The sequence below is a fragment of the Desulfitobacterium sp. LBE genome, from assembly GCF_007830365.1.
GTDB classification, from domain to species: Bacteria; Bacillota; Desulfitobacteriia; order Desulfitobacteriales; family Desulfitobacteriaceae; genus Desulfitobacterium; species Desulfitobacterium hafniense.
On the sequence record NZ_VLKD01000001.1, the window covers coordinates 5,484,875 to 5,507,112 of the forward strand.

A 22,238-nucleotide genomic window follows, 5' to 3' on the forward strand; every position below is an offset into this window, starting at 1 on the left:
CTTTCTTTACTATTCCTGTTTTTGTCTTTTCTCACTGGTTTTGGTGGCAATGGTCGCCGCGGCATGGGCTACCACGCCGACTCCGGCCACTCCCAGAGCGGCCAGGCCCAGTTCGTCGGGATTTTTGCCGATGGCATTATTGGGGATGTCCGCCAGATGAGTATAAAAGGGTGTGCTGGTATCGTACCAGTTATTTTCGGAGCAAGCCATACAAGGATGACCTGATTTCACAGGGAAGCTGATACCCCCATTCCATTCCATGACCGCACAAGCATTGTAAGCCACGGGCCCTTTACACCCCATCTTGTAGAGGCACCACCCTTTTTTAGCTCCTTCATCATCAAACTGCTCCACAAATTGACCGGCATCAAAGAAAGCCCGCCGGGTACACCCGTCGTGAACCCGCTTGGAATAGAAAGCTTTGGGGCGGCCCTGACTGGTTAGTTCAGGAATCTCGCCAAAGGTCAGATAATGCACGATGGTTCCGGTGATCACTTCAGCGATGGGCGGGCATCCCGGTACATCGATGACCGGTTTGTTTTTGACAATACGGCGGATGGGAACGGCTTCCGTAGGATTGGGGTAAGCCCCTTGAATACAGGCATTGGTGGCACAGGAGCCATAAGCAATGACTGCGGCCGCTCCATCGGCACATTCCTTGAGAAGATCATTGGCGGTCATTCCGCCAATGGTACAGTAGACCCCGCCGTCCCCTAAAGTGGCGCTGCCTTCGACCACTAAGACATAGTGTCCATAATAATCCTGCATGGCCTTGAGCCGGGCGGACTCAGCCTGTATTCCTGCAGCAGCCTGGATAACTTCCATATAATCCAGGGATATCATATTCAAGATGAGATCAGAAATCAGGGGATGAGCACTGCGCAGAAACGATTCGCTGCAACATGTGCATTCCTGTAGATTTAAATAAATCACCGGAACCCGGGGTTTTGTTTCCAGCGCTTTGACTATTTTGGGGACAGCTGAAGAATCAAGACCCAGCATAGCCGCGGTGAGTGTACAGAATTTTAGGAAGTCACGCCGTGATATGCCTCTGCGGCGGGCCCAGCTATAATAGGTATCCTCGCCCAAGATTATCCCTCCCTGACGCTGTAATTCAACCTATTGTTTTGCATAAAGTGGTAAATTATACATAAGACGGCCGCTTCTGTCCTCAAGCCAATGCTCTGCATGTGTTCAATCTTGGTTATTCCGGCAATACTAAGAAAGGCTAAATTGATGGAGAAGGTGAAGGGATGAGTCTTCTTATTAAAAACGGGTTGGTATGGCTTCATGAACAAGAGGATTATTTTAAGGCTGATATTCTCATTAAGCACAGCAAAATCAAAGAGGTGAGGCCGGTAATCGAAAGAGAGAAAGGAATCCCGGTTCTTGATGTGCGGGAGGGCTATATTCTGCCGGGATGGATTGACTGTCATACTCATCTGGGGATTATCGAGGAAGCAACAGGAAAAATCGGTGTGGATAATAATGAAATATCGGATCCCATTACTCCGAATCTGAGAGCAATCGATGGGGTGAATCCCATGGACATAGCCTTTAAGGATGCGGTTCGTCATGGCATCACCACCGTCATGTCCGGACCGGGAAGCGATAACCCGGTTGGGGGCCTCAACATGGCTTTCAAGACTGCGGGGCGAATCATCGATCAGATGGTGATTAAGAATCCGGTAGGTCTGAAGATAGCCCTGGGAGAAAATCCTCTCACCACCTATGGTGCAGATAAAAAATCCCCGGTGACCCGGATGGGGACGGCCTCTCTGATTCGTGAACTGTTCATGCAAGCTCAGGATTATATGAGCTTAAAAAAGGCGGATAAAGTGAAAAAGCGTGATGTCAAGCTGGAGGCTGTGATTCCCCTCTTAAGGGGTGAAATCCCCCTGCGGGCCCATGCTCATCGCGCTGATGACATCATAACCGCTGTGCGCATTGCGGAAGAATTTAAGATCGAAAAACTAGTGATCGAGCACGGCACAGAAGCGGATCTGATTGCCGACTACCTGTTTGAAAAGAAAGTCGCGGTAGCTTTGGGCCCCATGCTGACCCCCCGCATCAAGATGGAGCTGCGCAACAGGAATTATGCTTCAGCTCTTAAATTGATGGACTCAGGGTTAAAGGTGGCCCTGATCACCGATCATCCCTACAACTCTATCGAGCAATTGCGGACCATAGCCATCCTGGCTGTGGCCGAAGGCCTCTCCCCAAAAGATGCTCTCAAATGTCTGACGGTCAATCCGGCTGAGATTCTGGGATGTGATGACCGTATCGGCAGAATCGCCGAAGGGTATGACGCCGATCTGGTGGTCTATGATCAGGAACCGCTGAGTATTAACGCTAAAGTTCTGCAGACGATCATTGATGGGAAGATTGTCTACTCGGCCCAATGACTCTGACTATCATAAGATAAAAGTGAAAACCTGAGAAATGGGGAGCAAAGCGGCAGAGAGTTCGTCATATTCCGGAATTGGAGCGGAATAAAGGGTTTTATGGGATAAAGTTCACTTTTTTATTGACAAGCGGCCACATTGTGCTACAATTGTTTTCGATAGGAATTTGGGTCACCGGACGTTGGGTTCGGCTCGGATTCCTTCCATTTTGCTTTTGTAAAGGGGGCAAAGATGACAAAATGAGCAATTCTCTGGGACGTCATGTGTTGGCTGAAATCTATGGTTGCAGTTTTGAGATTCTTAATAACCGCGAAGAAGTCGAAGCAATCATGGTCAACGCAGCCCTGGAAGCAGGCGCAGAAGTACGCGAGGTGGTATTTCATAAGTTCAGCCCGCAAGGTGTGAGTGGTGTGGTGGTCATTTCCGAATCCCATCTAGCCATCCATACATGGCCGGAACTTGGTTATGCGGCAGTCGACGTATTCACATGCGGGGATCAGGTCAATCCCTGGGATGCCTGTAATTATTTGACCGAGCAATTTAAAGCAGGTCATATGACAGCTACGGAAATGAAACGTGGACTGGTGGAAGATCCAAAAGAAGCGGTAAATCTTTAGGAGGGATATTTATTTTATTCCAGACTGAGATAAGGCTGGCATAATAGACCTTGTGACGGGAAAGTTACAAGGTCTATTGTTTTGAATGATGGAATGTCAATATTTGCTAAGTAATTGCGGGATGATTTATATGAACTTGTAAAAAATAATGTTATTGATCCCAGGAACCTTGACAGGGGCAGGATTTTGATGAAAAGCCTCGAATATTACTTAGATTAGCCTCAAATATTAAGGAGAGATTGCCTTGTTGCTACTGTCTGAACACTTCAAGGAGGAGCTTGAAGAAATAAAAAGAACCCTTCGACGTGAAATCAAGCTCAAGGCTGCTGAATTTGACGAACTTGTGGAATTGAATTTTGGTGAACTTGAGAATAACGCCTGCCCGCTGATTGTCCTTGCTGTGAGCCAAACCTTTGGCGGTGCCGCTCGTTCAGCTATTGGCCTGGCCACAATCTTTCAATACATATTTATGGCCGATCAGGTTCATCGCCTGATGAAGGATGATCCGGATCTGGAAGAAAGTAAACGACAATTCCCGGTTCTTGTAGGAGATTTTCTTTATGGAAAGTTTTTTCTGAGTTTGTGTAAAGAGAAAATGCTCCATTTCCTGGCCCCTTTGGCTAAGGTTATTGAAAATATGAATCAAGGAGCAATCATCCGTTGGTTGTCGAGGGATAAAAAAGTAAGTGATGGCGAATATATAAGAACTATTGAGATGGAAAGAGCATCTCTGACCGGCCTTGCGGCACGGTTGGGGGCGGAGCTGGCTGGCTGTCCGCTGAAGGTGCAGGAGCAATGTGAGACCATAGGCTGGAATTTGGGGATTGCCTGGGCGGCGTCTCAAGAACGAAGGTCGGGCGGGGTGGTTGACTTTGCGCTGACTGAGGCCAGATCGATTCTCCGGGAGCTCCCCGATCACAGAAATCATTCTTTAAATCAATTAATCGATTATATTGAAAGCAATGTACAGGTTAAAACTCTGGAGTTGAATTATAGATAGCAAAACAGGGTTGTCTTTGTCAGCAAAGCAATTCCGTGCTAAAATTGAAGAGAACTTAGAAGTCGCAATTATTTCAAAAATGCGTGCTGAATAAAAGTAGAAGGATTATGGGAAGGATGTGTGGGGATGCGCAGGCGGAAACGTGTGGACGAAAATATGCCGCTTATGGAGCATATTAGCGCATTACGCAAAGTTTTCTTATTTGCAGCATACGGAGTCATTTTAGGTACGGTTGTCGGATGGATATACAGCGATCAGGTTTACGCATTCCTTGCCAATCCAGTGATTCAACTGGGTATAGAATTAATTACAACTACCCCCATGGAACCCATCATGGTTAAGCTGAAAGTATCTATTGTCGTAGGGGTAGTCATTGCTTTGCCAATAATTATCTGGCAGATTTGGAGTTTTATTCTCCCGGCCTTAAAGCAAAATGAAAAGAAATACCTTTATATGATTGTACCCAGCTCGGTTATCCTGATGTTGGCCGGTATTGCTTTTGCTTTTCTCTTTGTTATTCCTATCGGGCTTAAATTCCTGCTGTTTACCGGCCAAGCTGTTGTCACTTCAACTACCTTAGTGACAAAAGCGTCGTATTTATCCTTTATTATCCGTTTTCTTTTAAGCTTCGGTTTGATTTTCCAACTCCCTGTTATCCTGCTGCTTTTGATTCGTATTGGCGTCCTCTCCCCGGATAGTCTGGCTAAAAAGAGGAAGTATGCCTTCTTTGGGATTGTCGTGGTGGTTATGCTCATTTCACCTACTCCTGAGATTATGACTCAGGGACTCATGGTGCTGCCCACCTATATGCTGTATGAGGCTAGTATTTGGCTCGGTTACATTGTGGCACGAAAACGAGAGAAAGCGCTGGAAGGATAGGGGGGTAAGAGATGAGTTTTAATGAACTTATTATATTAATGGTTATTGCCTTGGTATTATTTGGCCCTGAAGATCTTCCCGACGTGGCTCGTGCCATTGGCAAAGTGGTTTTTGAGGTTAAGAAAATTGCCGGAGATATGACAAAAGAGTTTCAGGATGCTGTGAATACCCCCAGCAATGTCCTCAAGAAGACCTTGGATGACACACTGAAAACCCCGGCACCCAAGAAAAGCACCCAGGAAGTGACAAAGACGGCAGCGGCAGCCCCTTCAACCGCGGCAGCGGTTGCACCGGAAGCTGCAGATACGCCCAAGGATGAGAATGCAACACCCAATAAAGATGACGAAGAATTATTAACCTATGATGAGGATCCCCTTGCGGAACTCCCACAAGACATGGTGTCCTACGAAAAATAGGGTGCAAGCAGGTGAACCAAGATTGAAACAACTTTGGCTTTTTAACCAAATCAACTCCGATCTGCAGAGGGTTGAGAAAGAACTTCATGCTTATATAAAAACAGATTTTCCTATACTGGATCAATCCGCTGTTCAACTACTGGAAGCCGGTGGGAAGCGGTTGCGCCCGGCTTTTACCCTTTTAGCAGGAAAATTCTATGGCTATCCCATTGACAGGCTCCTTCCGGTGGCTATGGCTTTAGAATTGATTCACATGGCCACTCTGGTTCATGACGATGTAGTAGACGCGTCAATGACCCGGCGGGGACGGCCGACAGTTAAAGCAAAATGGGGAAATGTAGTTTCGATTGCTACCGGGGATTACCTATTGGCTAAAGCGCTGGAGCTGCTTGCTCAGATTAATCATCCTGAAGTGTCCAAGATTCTTGCTGAAGTCAGTGTGGAAATGAGCCAGGGAGAGATCCAACAGATTAAAGCTTCCAATGATGTCAATCAGAACTTGAAACAGTATTATTATCGTATTAAGCGTAAAACGGCCATGCTTATTTCGGCCAGTTGCAAACTGGGTGCTCTGGTTTCTGCTGCTCCGCGGCGGGAGGTTTGGGCTCTGGGTGCTTACGGACACGCTCTGGGTATGGCTTTTCAAATCGTCGATGATGTCCTGGATGTCACCGCTGAAGCCTCCGAACTGGGCAAGCCTGTGGGAGGAGATATCCGTCAAGGAATTATGACCCTGCCTTTGATTCTTGCCCTGCATCAATCCGGGGAGAGGGAGCGTCTGCATGAATTGCTGGTCAAACCGGAGAAGGATGAGGATGACGTCAGAGAGGCCATTAAAATGATCAAAGACTCCGGAGCAATTGCTGACTCCATGCACTATGTGGACTTATATATAAGTAAAGCCAATTCTTACCTTCAAGAGCTGCCCAATGTACCGACCCGGAAGGCTCTCGTGGATTTGGCTTATTTTGTGAAGGAACGCAAGTTTTAGGGTATATTAAAGATAGGTAAAATTTATTGCACTTGCATCTAATTTGCCCCAATGAACACTGGACCGAAAGAAATCAGCCTGGAGCTGATGGACTTCGGTCTTTTCGATAGGTTTATAATTGTGAATTTTTAGTGAAATAGTAATGAGAATGCAAAAATTACCGAAAGCTAATACTTTGCAATAAATAATTTCTATGGTATTCTTTATTACGAAGACAAGAAGCAAAGGCAAAGGTTATGAACTAATAAATAAATATAATATGCCGGAGCTTTTTGTGTGAAAAAATGGGTAAGTACTAGAGGGAATTAGAGAAAGGGGTTGTTCCATGTGTCAAAGCTCGATGTAAAACTAACACGTCGTACAGCTTTAAAAATCGGGGCTTTAACCGCAGCTGCCGTGGCAGTTGGTGTGCCGATGGGAAGTTTGAAAGAAGCGAGTGTTAAGGCTGCAGGAACGGAGTCGAGTGAATCCAAGCAATTAGGTTTTATGTATGACCAAACAAAATGCATTAATTGTAAGTTATGCGCCAAAGCATGTAAAGAAACGAACAAATGGGAGCCCGGTGCCGAATGGCGTAAGGTATATGTAGCAGAGCCGGCAAGCAACAAGGTGTATCTCTCGATGAGCTGCAATCACTGTGCCGATCCTGCCTGTATGGCAGTATGCCCTGTCAAAGCCTATACGAAACGGGATAAAGACGGTATTGTAGCCCATAATACGAAGAAATGCGTGGGCTGTGCCTATTGCCTCTATGCCTGCCCTTACCATGCACCACAGTTTGTTAAGTCCGGTACTGGAGCAGTAACTAAATGCAGTTTCTGTGCCGAGATTCAGGACCAGGGGGGCAAACCTGCCTGTGTATCCGCATGCCCGACCGGTGCATTAACCTATGGTGATATTACTGAACTGAGGAAAACTCCCGGTGCTGTAGCTCCGGAAGTCAATGGTCTGCCGCCGGCCAGCATCACCAATCCTTCATTAGTGATTATTCCGAAGGTATAAGGAAAGAGGAGGAGGAAAAAACATGCATCTTCATTGGCAATGGTTAATCGTTATATATCTCTTTTTAGGTGGTTTAGGTGCCGGAGCATACCTCACTTCTTATGCTGCCGGGAGAGGCTGGTTAGGGAACTCACCTGCTTTAAAACGGGCCGGATATTTTATAGCTGCCCCCATCGTGGCCTTTGGTACAGTGCTTTTAGTATTTGACTTGGGTCAGGGACTAAAGAAACCCTGGCTGCTCATCGGCCTTTTAAGTAACTTCTCCTCAGTCATGACCTGGGGCGTATATATTCTTGCCCTCTTCATCTGTGTGGGGTTAGTGGTTGCCTTCTTTGTCTGGAAGAAAAAAGCGATTCCCGGTGCGTTAGAGCATCTCGGAGCACTGCTGGCTTTCTCGACATGTGCTTACACAGGTTTGCTCGTTGCCGTGGTTGAAGCGATTCCTTTCTGGAATACCTATGTTATGCCGGTATTATTCGTTGTTTCTGCCATTTCCACAGGTCTTTCCATTACGGTCCTGGTCGGCAATATCATTGACAAGGGCGTACATGCCGATGAGTACAAGATTTCCAAGCTTCACTTCTATCTTGTCAGCGTTGAGATCATCCTCGTCGCCTTTATCTTCAGCGTGGCCAATGCCGGTGGCGGGGTGAAAGCCGCTTCTGCCGCTCAAGCCATTTCCGGCGGGCTGGCGCTTTGGTTCTGGCTGTTCCTTGTGGTACTGGGACTGGTGGTGCCTCTGCTGATCTCAGCTTTCGCAGTGAGAAAACTTGGCAGGTCCGCTCATACCGGTCATGCTCTGCATGCGGCAGCTGGAAGCGGCAATACCGTGGCCTTAGAGCAAGGACAAGGATTGGCCAATGTGCTCCTGCTCAGCGATGCTTTGGTTGTTCTGGGGGGATTTGTGCTGCGCTATGTGGTCATCTTTGCAGCACTGCCTATTTGGAACGGTACTTTAATGTAGTTTAGAATTCATAGATTGGGAATAGAATAGGGAGGCAAAGCTCGCAATGCCGGTGATCAGGGTTGAAGAGCTTTGCTTCCTTTTTTGCACTTTATGTACTTTTTGTAACTTAATGGGGGAGATCTTAATAAATCCTTTTTCAACCCTTAACAAACCCTTACGGAATCCTATGGAAACCCTAAATGAATCGTGATTTTTCTGTGAAACAAACTTTCATCCTAGGCTAACCTGAGAATATATAGTAAAATAATACATAAAATAATCCTTTGAATAATTCCATAATTTATACTGGAGGTTATTATGAGCAATAGGTCTGACGGATTGATTGAAAAAATTTGGGACATCTTCAGCTCAATGAAAACAGGGTTGGTATTACTCGGAATCGTTGCTCTGGTTTCAGGGATAGGAACTCTGGTACCACAGGAATCCCTCGATCCCGAAGGAGCACATGCAGTTGCTGAGATTTGGAGAACTTTAGGGTTTACCCATATCTATTCTTCACCTTTGTTTCAATTCTTATTAGGTCTACTCTGTATTAATCTCATTGTGTGTAGTGTACAGCGTTTTGGGGGAATCTATAAGTTGACATTTAATCCCGAGGCTCCCCGGGATAAGTCCAGTCTGCCTCAGAAGATTAGCGCCAAACTATCTGGGCAGACTGAAGATGTCCTAAAACAAAGAACTCAGGAAGTTCTTAAGAAGAAGGGGTTTCGCCTTACCGAAGCGGCAGGCGAAGGTCAATGGAGTTTTACAGCACAGAAGCGGCGCATGGGCAGTTGGGGCTCCTTCATCACTCATCTTGCTTTTGTCATCTTAATCCTTGGTGCTCTGATCGGGTCCCTCTCCGGCTTTAAAGGGTATATGATGGCCGGTGAAGGAAGCGTGGTTCCCATTCAGGAGATTGACCTCTATAAAGGCCAGGTAAAAGAAAACTTTATGGTTAAGATCAATTCGGTGGAAGATAGGATTCTGCCCAGCGGAGAGAGGGATAACTGGTATACCGATCTTAGTATCATTGAATCAGGTACAGAGGTTCACCGCCAATCCATTTCTGTGAATCATCCCTTGACCTATAAGGGTGTAACCTTCTACCAATCCAGCTATGCGCCGGGAGCCCAATTTACTGTGGAAATGGGCGATAAGACCCTTCCGGTAGCACTCCAGAATGGGTATGGTTATTTTAATGCACCGGGAACCAATCTTTACTTTGTGCTGGCGGCCATGAAAACAAGCCCCCAAGAGTCCGTGATCCTTTATCAGGTTTTTGATGAGCAGAGGCAGTTGGATATGGGGCAGCTCACACCGGGAGAATCCAAGAACATCCAGGATGCTTATACCATAACCTTTGATAAAGCGATAGCATTCACAGGATTACAGATTAAAGCAGATCCCGGAGTGGGGATTGTCTGGCTGGGAAGCGGCCTTTTAATGGTGGGATTGCTTTTATCCTTCTACTGGCGGCCTGTTCGGATAGCAGGTGTTTTGGAGGCTAATCATGAGACCCAGGAGGCAACCTTGACTTTGGGAGCTTACACCGGAAAGCTGAGCATGGGAGTCAAAGAAGAGTTCGACCGCATTGTTGCTGAAGTAGAAGGAATATCATAATTTTGTGTAAAGGAGTCGATATCGTTGGGCGGATCCATGGAAAATTTCGAAGTCATTTTATTTTATATCATGGTTGGAGCTTACATAGGAAGCACCGTCTTCTATTGGATCGGGATGGCTGCTAAAAAAGACGTCTTTACCCACCTGGGTACATTCGCTGCCATCATCGGACTGATAGCCAATACAGCGGCCATCGCTTTGCGCTGGGTGATTACGCAACGGCCGCCATTAACCAATGGTTATGAATTTATTCTTACCTTCTGTTGGGGAATTGTCATTATTTATATCTTTGCGGAGTTCCGCTATAAGATTAAAGCTCTGGGCAGCTTTGTCATGCCTGTAACCTTCATATTGCTTATGTTTATTATCATGAAAATGGGCCCTTCGGAAAGAGTGGCCGGAGCTATCCCACCGGCTTTGAAAAGCCAGTGGTTGACCTTCCATGTGTTCACTGCTATGCTGGCCTATGGAGCCTTTGCTATTTCCTGCGGTTTGGGAATCATGTATTTGCTTAAAACCGGCGCCGGTTCTCATGAAAAGCATGAAAAAGAAACCTGGCTCAACCGTTTCCCCCCTGAAAATGTTCTGGATGAACTGGCTTATAAGATGATTGGCTTTGCCTTCCCGATGTTGACCCTGTGTATCGTTACCGGCGCTATTTGGGCTAACTATGCCTGGGGCACCTACTGGTCCTGGGACCCCAAAGAAACCTGGTCCCTGATCACTTGGATTATCTACGCTGCCTACCTCCATGCCCGTTTGATGTATGGCTGGAAAGGAAAACGGGCGGCTTGGATGGCCATCATTGGTTTTGCAGCCGTGTTGTTTACATTCTTTGGGGTGAATTACCTGCTTCCAGGGTTGCATTCTTACGCCTAAAGAAGAGCTTGTTCATAAAAACACTTAATCATCCCATAAGAAATTGCTTGTTTTTTAGTTGGGATTTTCGTTGTAAGATGTGATTAGAATGATTTAAATTTTAAGGGTTCTAAAAAAGAAGCGGGGGGCTGTACGTGTCACATTATTACCCCATCTATGTTGAGTTGCAGAATAAGCCGGTTTTAGTCGTGGGCGGAGGAACAGTCGCTTTGCGCAAGGTGAAGACCCTGCTGGAGCATGGTGCTGTCGTTCGTATCGTCTCACCCGAGCTTCACCCTGAATTGGTGGAGCTGGTGGATGATGAACGATGTCTGTGGAAGAAAAAGGAGTATTCTGCCGATGATCTGCAGGATGAGGTGCTGGTATTTTCCTGTACGGAAATCGAGGAGGTTAACAGCGCCGCTGCCGGAGACGCTCAAAAATCCATGCGCCTGATCAATGTGGTGGATGATCCGGAGAAATGTACGTTTATTGTACCCTCTATATTAGAACGGGGAGATTTAAGCATTGCCGTCTCTACGGGAGGGAGCAGCCCCATTGTCGCCCGGCAGATTCGGGCCGAGCTGGAAGAACACTATGGGGAGGCCTACGAGGATTACCTGACTTTGCTGGGAAGCTGGCGTAAGGACGTTAAAGCCCGGCTGACAGCGGAGCAGAAGGAAAAGTTTTGGAATCGCGCTACGGATGGAGAGATGCTTGAACTTATAAAAAACGGTCGGCTGGACGACGCGAAGGGAGTAATGCAGAAGTGTTTCCAATCACTATTGGGTTGAACCATAAAACGGCTCCAGTAGAGATTCGCGAGAAGGTCAGCTTTCATCCTTCGGAGATCAATAAAGCCTTAATGGAATTGAATGAACTATCCGCCTTAAACGGGATAGTGTTGTTAAGCACCTGCAATCGTTTGGAGATCTATGCCGCCACTCCAGAAGTGGAACTGGGAGTCAGTGTGATTAAGAAATTTCTGGCCCGGCATGGGAAGCTTCGCGAAGAAGATATTAATCAATATCTTTATGTCCATACTCTTTATGATTCCGTACGCCATCTTTTCCGTGTCGTCGCCGGCCTGGACTCCATGGTGATGGGTGAAACTCAAATCCTGGGCCAGGTAGCGGAGGCCTACGAAAAATCATCACAGCTTAATCTAAGCAATAAAATTATTCATGCCATTTTTCAAAATGCCTTGGCAGTGGGAAAAAGGGTCCGCTCCGAGACACAAATTGACCAGCATCCCACCTCGGTTTCTTACACAGCGGTAGAGTTGGCCAAGCAAACCTTTGGCGATGTGCAAGGCAAGAGTATTTTGATTTTAGGGGCGGGCGAGATGAGCGCTCTGACGGCCAAGCATTTGGTGGCCAGCGGAGCGGATACTGTATTGGTGTCCAACCGTTCTATGCAGCGCGCTCAAGCCTTGGCAGAGGAATTCTCAGGAAGAGCCATTCCTTATGAAGAATTGGATACGGCCTTGGCCGAAGCCGATATCGTTATTTCGGCAACGGCTGCCGCTCATTTTGTCATCAAGCCGGAGCGCATGAGGCGGGTTATGGAACAGCGCCGGCAGCGGGCTTTATTGCTGATCGATATCGCCGTACCCCGGGATATTCATCCCAATGTGGGAGAATTAGAAGGTGTGACTTTGTTTGACATCGATGATTTGCGGGGAGTAGTGGACTCCCATCAAAAAGCCCGGGAGGAAGCAGCCCTGCAGGCTGGGAGGATTCTCGAAGAAGAGATGGGACGCTTTGTGAAGTGGCATAATTCTTTGTATGTAGTTCCCACCATCGTTGCTTTGCAGCGTCGTGGGGAGGAGGTCCGGGAGATTATGCTGAAAAGCGCCTTGAATAAACTGGGTCCTATCGATGAGAAACAGGAGAAGATTATCCGGTCCATGGCCAACTCCATCGTAACTCATCTTCTGCATGCTCCTATTGCCAATTTGAAGGAAGCAGCCAATACCAGCCAAGGTCATCTTTATACGGAAATACTTCAGAATTTATTTGACTTGGATGGTAATGAGCTTTCACCTCATGCGGGGTGGAGTGTTCATCATGCCGCCAGTCATCATTCCAACCAAGGTTAAGGGGGAGCACATGGGAAGCGTTAAAATAGGTACACGGGATAGTCAGCTGGCCCTTTGGCAAGCCGAATGGGTGAAAAGGAAACTGGAAGAGTATTACCCGGAAAGAGAGTTTGTCCTGGTCCCCATGAAAACAAAGGGAGATAAGATTCTTGATGTCCCCCTTGCTAAAATCGGCGACAAGGGTCTTTTTACAAAAGAGTTGGAAGTTGGTCTTCTCAATGGGGAGATTGATTGTGCTGTTCATAGCCTCAAGGATCTGCCTACGGTCTTGCCCCCAGGATTGGAAATCGCCGCTTTTTGCGAGAGAGAAGAGCCGCGGGATGTTTTTTTAAGTAAAGACGGCACGCCTTTAGGGTTATTACCGGCCGGCTCAATCATCGGCACCAGCAGTTTAAGGCGCAAAGCCCAGCTGCAGAATTATCGCTCCGATCTGTCTTTTGCGGATTTGCGCGGCAATCTCCAGACCCGTTGGCGGAAGCTGCAGGAGTCCGATATGGCAGGTATCGTTCTGGCGGCGGCCGGTGTGAAACGCTTAGGCTGGGAAGACCGAATCACCGAATACATCTCTGCAGAGATTATGCTTTCAGCAGTAGGCCAAGGAGCCATTGCTGTGGAGATTGCTGCCCAACGGGCTGATGTCAGGGAAATGCTTGACCTGCTGAACCATGGGGATACGGAAAGAGCCGTCAAAGCAGAACGGGCTCTCCTCTACCGCTTGGAAGGGGGCTGTCAGATTCCCATCGGAGCCTGGGCTGTGACAGAGGAGCAGCAGATTGTTCTGAAGGGAATGGTCGCTTCCCTGGACGGTCAACGCATCCTGAAGGTCACTCTGTCGGGAGAGCATCCTGAAGAACTGGGCAGGCAGGCTGCCGATCTGCTGATTGCTCAAGGAGCCCTGGAGATCCTGCAGGAAATTCGTACACCCTTAGAAAAGTAAGTTTTTATGCTCATAATACGCTACAGCAAGCAAGGAGTGTTCTGATTTGGACAAAGGATATGTATATTTGGTCGGTGCCGGGCCGGGGGATCCGAAACTCATTACGGTTAAGGGCGCGGAGTGCATTGCCAGGGCCGATGTGCTGATCTACGATCGCCTGGCTTCACGCCGTCTCCTGACCTTAGCCCGTCCCGATTGTGAACTTATTTATGTAGGGAAATCCCCGGACCGGCACACCCTGCGCCAGGAAGAAATCAACGCTCTTCTGGTCAGGAAAGGCCTGGAGGGTAAAATAGTGACGCGTTTAAAGGGGGGGGACCCTTTTGTTTTTGGACGCGGTGGGGAAGAAGCAGAGGATCTGCTTCAGGCAGGGATTCCCTTTGATATTGTTCCCGGTGTTACCTCAGCGATTTCCGTACCTGCTTATGCAGGTATCCCGGTGACTCATCGTGATTTAACCTCTTCTTTTGCTGTCATAACCGGTCATGAAGACCCCACTAAAAACAGCTCGGCTTTGGCTTGGGAACATTTAGCCACGGCTCACGGGACTTTAATCTTTTTGATGGGCATGGAAAATCTGTCCTTGATCGCCACTAAACTTATGGAAAATGGCCGTTCACCGTCAACCCCTGTGGGAATTATCCAATGGGGGACCCGGCCGGAACAAAGGGTGCTGGTCGGTGAACTTCAAAATATTGCTCAATTGGTAAAGGAAGAAGGCTTTACCAACCCCTCGATCATCATCGTGGGAGAGGTTGTTCAACTAAGGGAGAAACTGCAATGGTTCGAAAAGAGACCTCTCTTCGGTCAGCGGATCATTGTGACCCGGGCCAGGCATCAAGCCAGTGCCTTGTCTCAAGGCATTGAAGATCTGGGCGGAGAACCCTGGGAGTTCCCGGCGATCGAAATCGTACCCCCCAGGGACCCTCAGCCCCTGATTCAGGCCATCAAGAACCTGAAGCGGTTTGAATGGCTGATCTTTACCAGTGTCAACGGCGTGGAGGAATTCTTTAAAGTTCTCATGGAGCAGGGCAGGGACGTTCGTGATCTGGCCGGTATGGATGTGGTCGCTATCGGTCCGGCCACCAGAGATGCTTTGGAGAAGCGCTGCCTGAAGGTCTCTTTTGTTCCTGAAGAATATCGTGCTGAAAAAATCATCGAAGGGCTGGCCAGCCGGGTTCTGCCCGGTCAAAGTGTGCTCCTGGCCCGGGCCGAAGAAGCCCGGGATATTCTGCCCGAATCCCTGAAAGCTTTAGGGGCGGATGTCTGGGATGTTCCCACCTATCGTACAGTTTTGGGGAATGCCAACAAGGAGGAATTGATGAAGTTGCTGGAGGAGAAAGCTGTAGCGGCTGTTACCTTTACCAGTTCCTCCACAGTACGCAATTTCCTGCAACTAATTGATGGCAGGCAAAGCCTTTTGGATGGAGTTAAACTCTATTCTATTGGCCCCATTACCAGCAAAACAGCTCAGGAATTTGGGTTGAGCATTTACCGGGAAGCAAAGCAGTATACTATTAAGGGGCTGCTTGAGACTCTGGCAAGGGGGAACGAGGAATGATCAGTTTAACAAAATTGCTTTTTAATACAGAGTACTTCGGTGATTCGCTGCGCTACAGCAAAGAGTCAAAAGGGTCTATGCACGGAACCACTTCCGGATCAGGTCCGGTGGTGGTCTGGAACTCGACCCGGACCTGCAATTTGCAATGCGCCCACTGTTATATGGAATCCGATGCCCAAAAGTATCAAGGTGAATTGACCACAGAAGAGGCCAAACGCTTTATTGATGATTTGGCCGATTTTAAAGTGCCGGTGCTGCTTTTCTCAGGGGGGGAACCCTTGATTCGCCCGGATTTTTTTGAACTGGCTGAATATGCCGCCGCCAAAGGGATCCGTCCCACTCTATCCACCAATGGCACCTTGATCACCAGGGAAGTGGCCCAACGCATTAAAAACATTGGCGTAGGCTATGTGGGCATCTCCTTGGATGGCTTGCGGGAGGTTAATGATAAATTCCGCGGCAAGCAAGGGGCTTTCCAAGCGGCCATGGCGGGCATTCAGAACTGTGTCGCCGTAGGCCAGCGGGTAGGGCTGCGCTTTACGATTAATAGCCATAATTATGCGGAGCTGGATAAGATCTTTGACTTTATTGAAGAAGAAAATATCGATCGGGTCTGCTTCTATCACCTGGTCTATTCCGGACGGGGCAATCAAATGATCGCTGAGGATGTCACCCCCGAGCAGTCCAGACAGGCCATGGAGACCATCATCCGGCGGACCATCGACTTTGAAGAACGGGGACTCCGCAAAGAGATTTTAACGGTGGATAACCACTGTGACGGGGTTTATCTTTACCTGCGTACGTTAAAGGATGATCCGGAGAAGGCTCAAAAAATCAAGGAATTGATCAGCATGAACGGAGGCAACCGCTCCGGGATCGCTTTCGGGGAAGTGGATCCTCTGGGCTATGTGCATCCGGATCAATTTACTCAACATATCACCTTCGGCAATGTGCGGGAACGGAAATTCGGAGAGATCTGGACGGATCTGAACCATCCTATCCTGGCTGGGTTAAAGGATCGCAAACCCCTTCTCAAAGGCCGTTGCGCCCGCTGTCAGTACTTAAATAACTGTAACGGCAATTTCCGCACCCGTGCGGAAGCTGTCACCGGAGATTTCTGGGAATCCGATCCAGCCTGCTACTTGACCGATGAAGAGATCGGTATAGTGTAGGGAAATGGAGGAGGAATGAACAAATGCCAATGATTAGACGCCCCAGGAGATTAAGAAGCAGTGCAGCCATCCGCAGAATGGTCCGGGAACATCATGTCCGGATTGAGGATTTGATTTACCCGATGTTTGTCACGTTTGGGGAGAAGAAAAAGATCCCCGTTTCCTCTATGCCCGGAGTGTATAATTACTCTTTGGATGAGTATGCAGCGGCCTTAAAGGATGTGGTGGAGGCGGGAATCCCTGCCGTGCTGCTCTTTGGTCTGCCCGAGTCCAAAGATGCAGCAGGGACCGGGGCCTATGACCAGCACGGTATCATCCAGGAAGCTGTTCGTCTGACCAAGAAACATTATCCGGACCTTTATGTGATCACCGATGTCTGCCTCTGTGAATACACGGATCATGGCCATTGCGGAGTGATCCAGGATGGCCGGGTGCTCAATGATCCTACCCTGAAATTGCTGGCTCAGACAGCGGTTTCCCATGCTGAAGCCGGGGCGGATATGGTAGCGCCTTCAGATATGATGGACGGCCGGGTGGGAGCGATCCGGGAAGCTTTGGACGAAGCCGGTTACACGGATATTCCGATTATGTCCTATGCGGCCAAATTCGCTTCTGCCTTCTATGGGCCCTTTCGTGAGGCGGCCGGTTCGGCCCCTCAATTCGGAGACCGCCGCACTTATCAAATGGACCCTCCTAACGGCAATGAAGCCATGCTTGAGACGGCCCTCGATATCCAGGAAGGGGCGGATATGATCATCGTCAAGCCGGCCCTGGCCTATGGGGATATTACCTATCGGACCAAAGAGCAGTTCGGGCTGCCCATCGCCGCCTATAATGTCAGCGGTGAGTATGCCATGGTTAAAGCAGCCGCTGAGAAAGGCTGGATTGATGAAAAACGTGTGGTCATGGAGAGTCTGGTCAGCATGAAACGAGCGGGAGCCGATCTGATTATTACTTATCATGCCTTGGATGCCGCACGCTGGATAAAGGAGGAACAATCATGATTGTATCCTGGAATACCACCAATGCCTGCAATATGTATTGCGATCATTGCTACCGGGACGCCGGCTGCCAAGCCGAAGAAGAGCTGAACACTGCCGAAGCCAAAACCCTTCTGGAGCAGATTGCCAAGGCCGGCTTTAAAATTATGATCTTCAGCGGCGGGGAACCTCTCCTGCGCCCGGATATCGTGGAATTGGTGGCTCATGCCACTTCCCTGGGCCTGCGCCCGGTTTTCGGCACCAATGGGACCTTGATTACCGTAGAAATGGCCCGCCGCCTGAAAGAAGCAGGAGCCATGGGCATGGGCATTTCCTTGGACTCTCTGCATATTGACAAGCATAATCAGTTCCGCAAGTATCCCCGAGCCTGGGAAGAGGCTGTGCAAGGGATGCGCAATTGCCGGGAAGTCGGCCTGCCTTTTCAGATTCATACCACCGTCATGGATTGGAACCGGGATGAGCTGGAAGCCATTACGGATTTTGCCGTAGCGGAAGGGGCGGTAGCCCATCATTTCTTTTTCCTGGTTCCCACAGGGCGGGCCGTATCCATTGAAGAAGAGTCCCTGCGGGCTGAGGAATATGAAGATGCTTTAACCCGCATCATGAAGAAACAACAAGAAGTCGATATAGAGCTTAAACCAACCTGCGCTCCCCAGTTTATGCGGATTGCCAAAGAGATGGGGGTGAAGACCCGTTTTGGACGGGGCTGCCTGGCCGGTACTTCTTACTGCATTATCAGCCCCAAAGGTCAGGTACAGCCTTGTGCCTACCTCAATATCCCTTTAGGTGATGTCCGGGAGACACCCTTTGATGAGCTGTGGAAGACCCACCCGGTCTTAAATGAATTGCGCACTTTGGATTATAAAGGGGGCTGCGGCAGTTGCGGTTATAAAACCATCTGCGGTGGCTGCCGGGCCCGGGCTGCTTATTATGAAGAAGGAGACTTTATGGCAGAGGAGCCCTGGTGCCTTTATCACGGGCGTAAGGGGGGTAAATAATGGATGCTCTCGATCGGGCTCTGCTGAATATCGTGCAGACGGATTTTCCCATCACCTCCCGCCCCTATGAGACCTTAGCAGGTCTTACCGGGACCACGGAGGAGGAAGCCTGGCAAAGGATACAGCGCTTTCGCCAAGAGGGTGTGATCCGGCGCTTAGGGGGAGTCTTCGATTCCCATCGTTTGGGCTATAAAAGCACCTTGTGTGCGGCCAGAGTGCCCGAAGATAAGATTCAGATCCTGGCCGATCTGCTGATGGAACTTCCCGGCGTGACTCATAATTATCTGCGCAGCCATGACTATAATATTTGGTTTACCCTGATTGCCTCTTCCCAGAAGGAAGTGGAAAAAATCCTGACCACGATCAAAGGGCTCATCGGCACCGATGAGGTGTATTCTTTGCCCGCTCTCCGCTTGTTTAAAATCAGTGTGGATTTTGATTTTAATACGGAAGAACAGGCCGGAGAACAGCGCCATAGCGAAGAATGTGAGTGTACAGCCAATCCGCGGGGGTCCCAAAAGCTGGAGCCCTACCCGGTGGACGACATGGATAAATTGCTCATACGGGAACTGCAGGGGAATATCCCGGAGTCCCTGACTCCCTATGCCGAGATTGCCGCCAAGCTGATGTGGCAGGAGGAGAAGGTCCTCAGACAGACCCGGGCTTTGGTTGACAACCAGGTGATTCGGCGCTTCGGAGCGGTTCTCCGCCACCAGAAAGCCGGATTTACCGCTAATGCCATGGGTGTTTGGCAGATCCCCGAGGCCGAAGCTGAAGCCATCGGCAAAGTCATGGCCTCCTTCCGGGAGGTGAGCCATTGTTATCAAAGGCCTACGCTGAAAGATTGGCCCTATAATCTCTTTACCATGATTCATGGCCGTTCCGAAGCGGAGTGCGGCGAGGTGATGGCCAGGATCGCCCAAGCGACAGGAATCAAAGATTATGCCATGCTCTTCAGTATCAAGGAGTTAAAAAAGAGCAGTATGCAATACTATAGGGAAGAAGACGATTAGGAGGGTTTAATCTTGGGGTTTCAGGATCAACGAAGTAAAGAAGCTTTTGCCCGGGCCAATGGCGTCCTTCCCGGCGGAGTCAACTCTCCGGTAAGGGCTTTTAAATCCGTAGGGCGGGAGCCCATATTTATCGCCAAAGGACAGGGGGCAAGACTATGGGATATTGACGGCAATTCCTATCTGGATTACGTTTTGTCCTGGGGACCGCTGATTCTTGGTCATGCCCACCCGGTGGTGGTGGAGGCCATTAAAGCGGCCGCGGAGCGGGGAACCAGCTATGGAGCACCCACTGAGATTGAAACGGAATGCGCTGAAGAAGTGATTAAAGCCTTCCCCTCCATGGAAATGGTCCGCATGGTCAGCTCCGGAACCGAGGCCACCATGAGCGCCTTGCGCTTAGCCCGGGGAGTGACAGGCCGCAACAAAATTATTAAGTTTGAAGGGTGCTATCACGGTCATGGTGATTCCTTGCTGATCAAGGCGGGCAGCGGGGCTTTGACCTTTGGCGTCCCCACCTCTCCGGGTGTACCCTCTTCAGTAGCTTCACAAACTATTGTAGCTCAATATAACGACCTGGAAGGTTTAAAAGAGATTTTTAAGGAATGCGGAGAAGACATTGCCGCAGTGATCCTGGAGCCGGTTACCGGGAATATGGGCGTTGTTTTACCTCAACCCGGGTTTTTGGCGGGTTTGCGAACCCTGACTCAGGACTATGGCAGCCTGCTGATCTTTGATGAAGTGATGACAGGCTTCCGGGTGAGTTATGGAGGGGCACAGGGCCGCTATCAAATCGATCCGGATTTGACCTGCCTGGGTAAAGTGATTGGCGGGGGCCTCCCTGTGGCAGCCTATGGCGGCAAAAGGAAGTACATGGAACAGGTAGCTCCCAGCGGGCCAATTTATCAAGCCGGCACCTTATCCGGTAACCCTTTGGCCATGGCGGCGGGGCTGGCCACCTTAAAGCTCTTGCAGCAGGAGGGGGTCTATGAGGGACTGGAGAAGAAAACCACCCGTTTAGCTGAGGGCTTGCAGTCCATCGCTCAGGAATTAGGATTCCCCATCTGGGTCAATTCCGTGGGAGCCATGTTCTCCGCTTTCTTTACCGATCAACCTGTGATTGACTTTAAAAGCGCCTGCTCTTCCGATGTGGAGCGTTTTGGCTCCTTCTTCAGAGGGATGCTGGAGCGGGGGATCTACTTAGCGCCCAGCCAATATGAAGCGGTATTCCTTTCTGCCGCCCATACGGATGCAGATATTGACTATACCTTGGAACAGGCCAGGGATGTCCTTAAATCCTTGGGCTAAATTGTTGAGAAAGGATTAAACGGATGGAAGGTAAGAAAATCATTCGCGCGGTCATATCCATAGGTTTAGTTGTGGCTTTGATTACCATCATTTTTGTTTCTCAAGGACATGATCCCAATAATCCCCATGCCTCCATTCCCAGGGAAGAGTGGATTAGCGGGGAGAAGGGGCATGGATTTTCGGTTAAGAATAACCAGAATCCCCAAAAGCAATGCTATAGATGTCATGTCAAGCAGGATTTAGGCGGCAAGAGCTATTGCCAATCCTGTCATGACGCATCCGGGGTGGACTATGCTCTGCCTGACTAATACAGGGTTGCCCAGGGACCCGGCTTTCCTGAACAGCATAATGCGATAAGCCCCAAGAAGCCGCCGGTGCAATGACCGGCGGCTTCTTGAGCATGGGCCCGGAAAGAAGTCCAAATGATCCCAATCCCCTGATGAAGACAGTCACAGCTGTCTAGAATGTGGAATAATATGGTATATAATTCATCGGCATGGGGGTATTCTATGGATAAGGATGAACGACTTCATTATTTGGACAGTTTGGAAAGACTAAGAGGCTCAAAGGTTTTAGTTTACTTCGCCTATACACCCCTCGATGATAGCATTCTCGTGCCCCTCTACGAACAACTCAAAGCAATCGGGCATACAGAGAAAATTGATTTACTCCTGCACAGTTATGGCGGAGCGGTAGACACCCCCTATAAGGTTGTCATGCTGATTCGTGAGTTCTGCAACGAATTCGGCGTTATCGTCCCTTTTGTAGCCAAATCTGCGGCATCTATGCTGGTTCTGGGAGCGGATGAAGTTGTTATGGGACCCATCTCTGAGCTGGGGCCCATTGATCCCCTGATTAAGCACCCTATTTACAAGGAGTTATGGGTTCCCGTCCAAGCAATCCGCTATTGTATCGATTATCTTCAGCGTTCTATCGAATCCAATCCCAATCCGGAGCTGGTAACCGGCATCATCACCCCTATGATCAATAAACTGGACCCCTGGCTGATTGGAGATTACGAAAAAGCTTTAAAAGCATCCCACCAATATGCTGAAGCCCTCTTATCCCGTTATATGTTAAAAGATAACCCCGAGCTTGTTCCTATTGTAACCCGGGCTTTGACGGAGGGCTATTTTTCTCATGGCTATCCAATCGGGCGTCAGGAAGCCAAAGAGCTGGGTTTACGGGTAACAGAGGCCGAGGATGAGCTTTGGGATGTGATTTGGAGCTTGTACCGGGGCTACGAGGAACTTTTCAGCACTTGCGATAGTGGAGATAGAGTCTGAATTCAGGCTCTTTTTCTCGTCTACTTAAATACTCAATAAAATCAATATACCCAATAAAATCATATTGAAAAAATGGACATAATCCTGTAGGATAAGGGATGTAAAGGGAATGCAATATTATTCACGT

Annotated in this window: 22 protein-coding genes; 21 read left to right on the forward strand and 1 reads right to left on the reverse strand. The window is 48.9% G+C overall.

All coding sequences use genetic code 11. The features are described 5' to 3' along the window. Nucleotides 1-9: 9 nt before the first annotated feature. Complete coding sequence (locus tag DESLBE_RS26095; RefSeq protein WP_011460190.1) at nucleotides 10-1,089, reverse strand: hydrogenase small subunit; 1,080 nt, start codon at nucleotides 1,087-1,089, stop codon at nucleotides 10-12. A gap of 164 nt (nucleotides 1,090-1,253) precedes the next feature. On the opposite strand from DESLBE_RS26095, the gene DESLBE_RS26100 reads away from it, so the two are divergent. From DESLBE_RS26100 to DESLBE_RS26200, 21 genes are all read left to right on the forward strand, one after another. Next, nucleotides 1,254-2,405: an amidohydrolase gene (locus DESLBE_RS26100; protein WP_144678566.1), complete on the forward strand. Its 1,152-nt coding sequence runs from the start codon at nucleotides 1,254-1,256 to the stop codon at nucleotides 2,403-2,405. Nucleotides 2,406-2,644: 239 nt separating this feature from the next. Then, nucleotides 2,645-3,022, forward strand: a complete 378-nt coding sequence (gene speD / locus DESLBE_RS26105; RefSeq protein WP_011460188.1) for an adenosylmethionine decarboxylase — start codon at nucleotides 2,645-2,647, stop codon at nucleotides 3,020-3,022. Nucleotides 3,023-3,266: 244 nt separating this feature from the next. Further along, nucleotides 3,267-4,022 (forward strand): polyprenyl synthetase family protein, encoded by a 756-nt coding sequence (locus tag DESLBE_RS26110; RefSeq protein ID WP_011460187.1) that lies wholly within the window; start codon nucleotides 3,267-3,269, stop codon nucleotides 4,020-4,022. Nucleotides 4,023-4,148: 126 nt separating this feature from the next. Continuing rightward, on the forward strand, nucleotides 4,149-4,901 hold the full coding sequence (tatC, locus tag DESLBE_RS26115) for a twin-arginine translocase subunit TatC (RefSeq protein ID WP_005811176.1): 753 nt from the start codon (nucleotides 4,149-4,151) through the stop codon (nucleotides 4,899-4,901). An 11-nt stretch (nucleotides 4,902-4,912) separates the two neighbouring features. After that, entirely contained in the window at nucleotides 4,913-5,317 is a 405-nt protein-coding gene (locus DESLBE_RS26120) for a twin-arginine translocase TatA/TatE family subunit (RefSeq protein ID WP_144678567.1), read from the forward strand. Nucleotides 5,318-5,339: 22 nt separating this feature from the next. Next, nucleotides 5,340-6,308 carry a polyprenyl synthetase family protein gene (locus DESLBE_RS26125; protein WP_011460185.1) on the forward strand — a complete coding sequence of 323 codons (969 nt, stop codon included), beginning with the start codon at nucleotides 5,340-5,342 and terminating at the stop codon, nucleotides 6,306-6,308. Nucleotides 6,309-6,635: 327 nt separating this feature from the next. Next, nucleotides 6,636-7,310, forward strand: coding sequence for a 4Fe-4S dicluster domain-containing protein (locus DESLBE_RS26130; protein WP_005811184.1), 675 nt, complete (start codon nucleotides 6,636-6,638; stop codon nucleotides 7,308-7,310). 22 nt (nucleotides 7,311-7,332) lie between these two features. After that, entirely contained in the window at nucleotides 7,333-8,274 is a 942-nt protein-coding gene (nrfD, locus tag DESLBE_RS26135; protein WP_005811186.1) for an NrfD/PsrC family molybdoenzyme membrane anchor subunit, read from the forward strand. A gap of 300 nt (nucleotides 8,275-8,574) precedes the next feature. Next, on the forward strand, nucleotides 8,575-9,879 hold the full coding sequence (locus DESLBE_RS26140) for a cytochrome c biogenesis protein ResB (RefSeq protein WP_144678568.1): 1,305 nt from the start codon (nucleotides 8,575-8,577) through the stop codon (nucleotides 9,877-9,879). Nucleotides 9,880-9,903: 24 nt separating this feature from the next. After that, a complete protein-coding gene (gene ccsB / locus DESLBE_RS26145) occupies nucleotides 9,904-10,758 on the forward strand; it encodes a c-type cytochrome biogenesis protein CcsB (protein ID WP_011460183.1) in 855 nt (284 codons plus the stop codon). A 134-nt stretch (nucleotides 10,759-10,892) separates the two neighbouring features. Then, a complete protein-coding gene (locus tag DESLBE_RS26150; protein WP_005811192.1) occupies nucleotides 10,893-11,531 on the forward strand; it encodes a bifunctional precorrin-2 dehydrogenase/sirohydrochlorin ferrochelatase in 639 nt (212 codons plus the stop codon). Then, nucleotides 11,507-12,838, forward strand: a complete 1,332-nt coding sequence (gene hemA / locus DESLBE_RS26155) for a glutamyl-tRNA reductase (RefSeq protein WP_011460182.1) — start codon at nucleotides 11,507-11,509, stop codon at nucleotides 12,836-12,838. The genes DESLBE_RS26150 and hemA overlap by 25 nt, the downstream gene beginning before the upstream one ends. Before the next feature lie 10 nt (nucleotides 12,839-12,848). Continuing rightward, nucleotides 12,849-13,775 carry a hydroxymethylbilane synthase gene (gene hemC, locus DESLBE_RS26160; RefSeq protein WP_144678569.1) on the forward strand — a complete coding sequence of 309 codons (927 nt, stop codon included), beginning with the start codon at nucleotides 12,849-12,851 and terminating at the stop codon, nucleotides 13,773-13,775. Between the two features lie 46 nt (nucleotides 13,776-13,821). Further along, on the forward strand, nucleotides 13,822-15,336 hold the full coding sequence (gene cobA / locus DESLBE_RS26165; protein ID WP_144678570.1) for a uroporphyrinogen-III C-methyltransferase: 1,515 nt from the start codon (nucleotides 13,822-13,824) through the stop codon (nucleotides 15,334-15,336). Next, on the forward strand, nucleotides 15,333-16,508 hold the full coding sequence (gene nirJ1, locus DESLBE_RS26170) for a putative heme d1 biosynthesis radical SAM protein NirJ1 (RefSeq protein WP_144678571.1): 1,176 nt from the start codon (nucleotides 15,333-15,335) through the stop codon (nucleotides 16,506-16,508). The genes cobA and nirJ1 overlap by 4 nt, the downstream gene beginning before the upstream one ends. Nucleotides 16,509-16,531: 23 nt before the next feature. Next, nucleotides 16,532-17,512, forward strand: coding sequence for a porphobilinogen synthase (gene hemB / locus DESLBE_RS26175; RefSeq protein ID WP_144678572.1), 981 nt, complete (start codon nucleotides 16,532-16,534; stop codon nucleotides 17,510-17,512). Then, nucleotides 17,509-18,507: a putative heme d1 biosynthesis radical SAM protein NirJ2 gene (gene nirJ2, locus DESLBE_RS26180; RefSeq protein ID WP_005811201.1), complete on the forward strand. Its 999-nt coding sequence runs from the start codon at nucleotides 17,509-17,511 to the stop codon at nucleotides 18,505-18,507. Before hemB ends, nirJ2 begins: the two co-directional genes overlap by 4 nt. Beyond that, nucleotides 18,507-19,520, forward strand: coding sequence for an AsnC family transcriptional regulator (locus DESLBE_RS26185; RefSeq protein ID WP_144678573.1), 1,014 nt, complete (start codon nucleotides 18,507-18,509; stop codon nucleotides 19,518-19,520). The genes nirJ2 and DESLBE_RS26185 overlap by 1 nt, the downstream gene beginning before the upstream one ends. Nucleotides 19,521-19,532: 12 nt before the next feature. Further along, nucleotides 19,533-20,825, forward strand: coding sequence for a glutamate-1-semialdehyde 2,1-aminomutase (gene hemL, locus DESLBE_RS26190; RefSeq protein ID WP_018211316.1), 1,293 nt, complete (start codon nucleotides 19,533-19,535; stop codon nucleotides 20,823-20,825). A gap of 23 nt (nucleotides 20,826-20,848) precedes the next feature. Further along, nucleotides 20,849-21,133, forward strand: coding sequence for a hypothetical protein (locus DESLBE_RS26195; RefSeq protein WP_005811205.1), 285 nt, complete (start codon nucleotides 20,849-20,851; stop codon nucleotides 21,131-21,133). Between the two features lie 201 nt (nucleotides 21,134-21,334). Further along, on the forward strand, nucleotides 21,335-22,111 hold the full coding sequence (locus DESLBE_RS26200) for a peptidase (RefSeq protein ID WP_026183783.1): 777 nt from the start codon (nucleotides 21,335-21,337) through the stop codon (nucleotides 22,109-22,111). Nucleotides 22,112-22,238 lie beyond the last annotated feature (127 nt).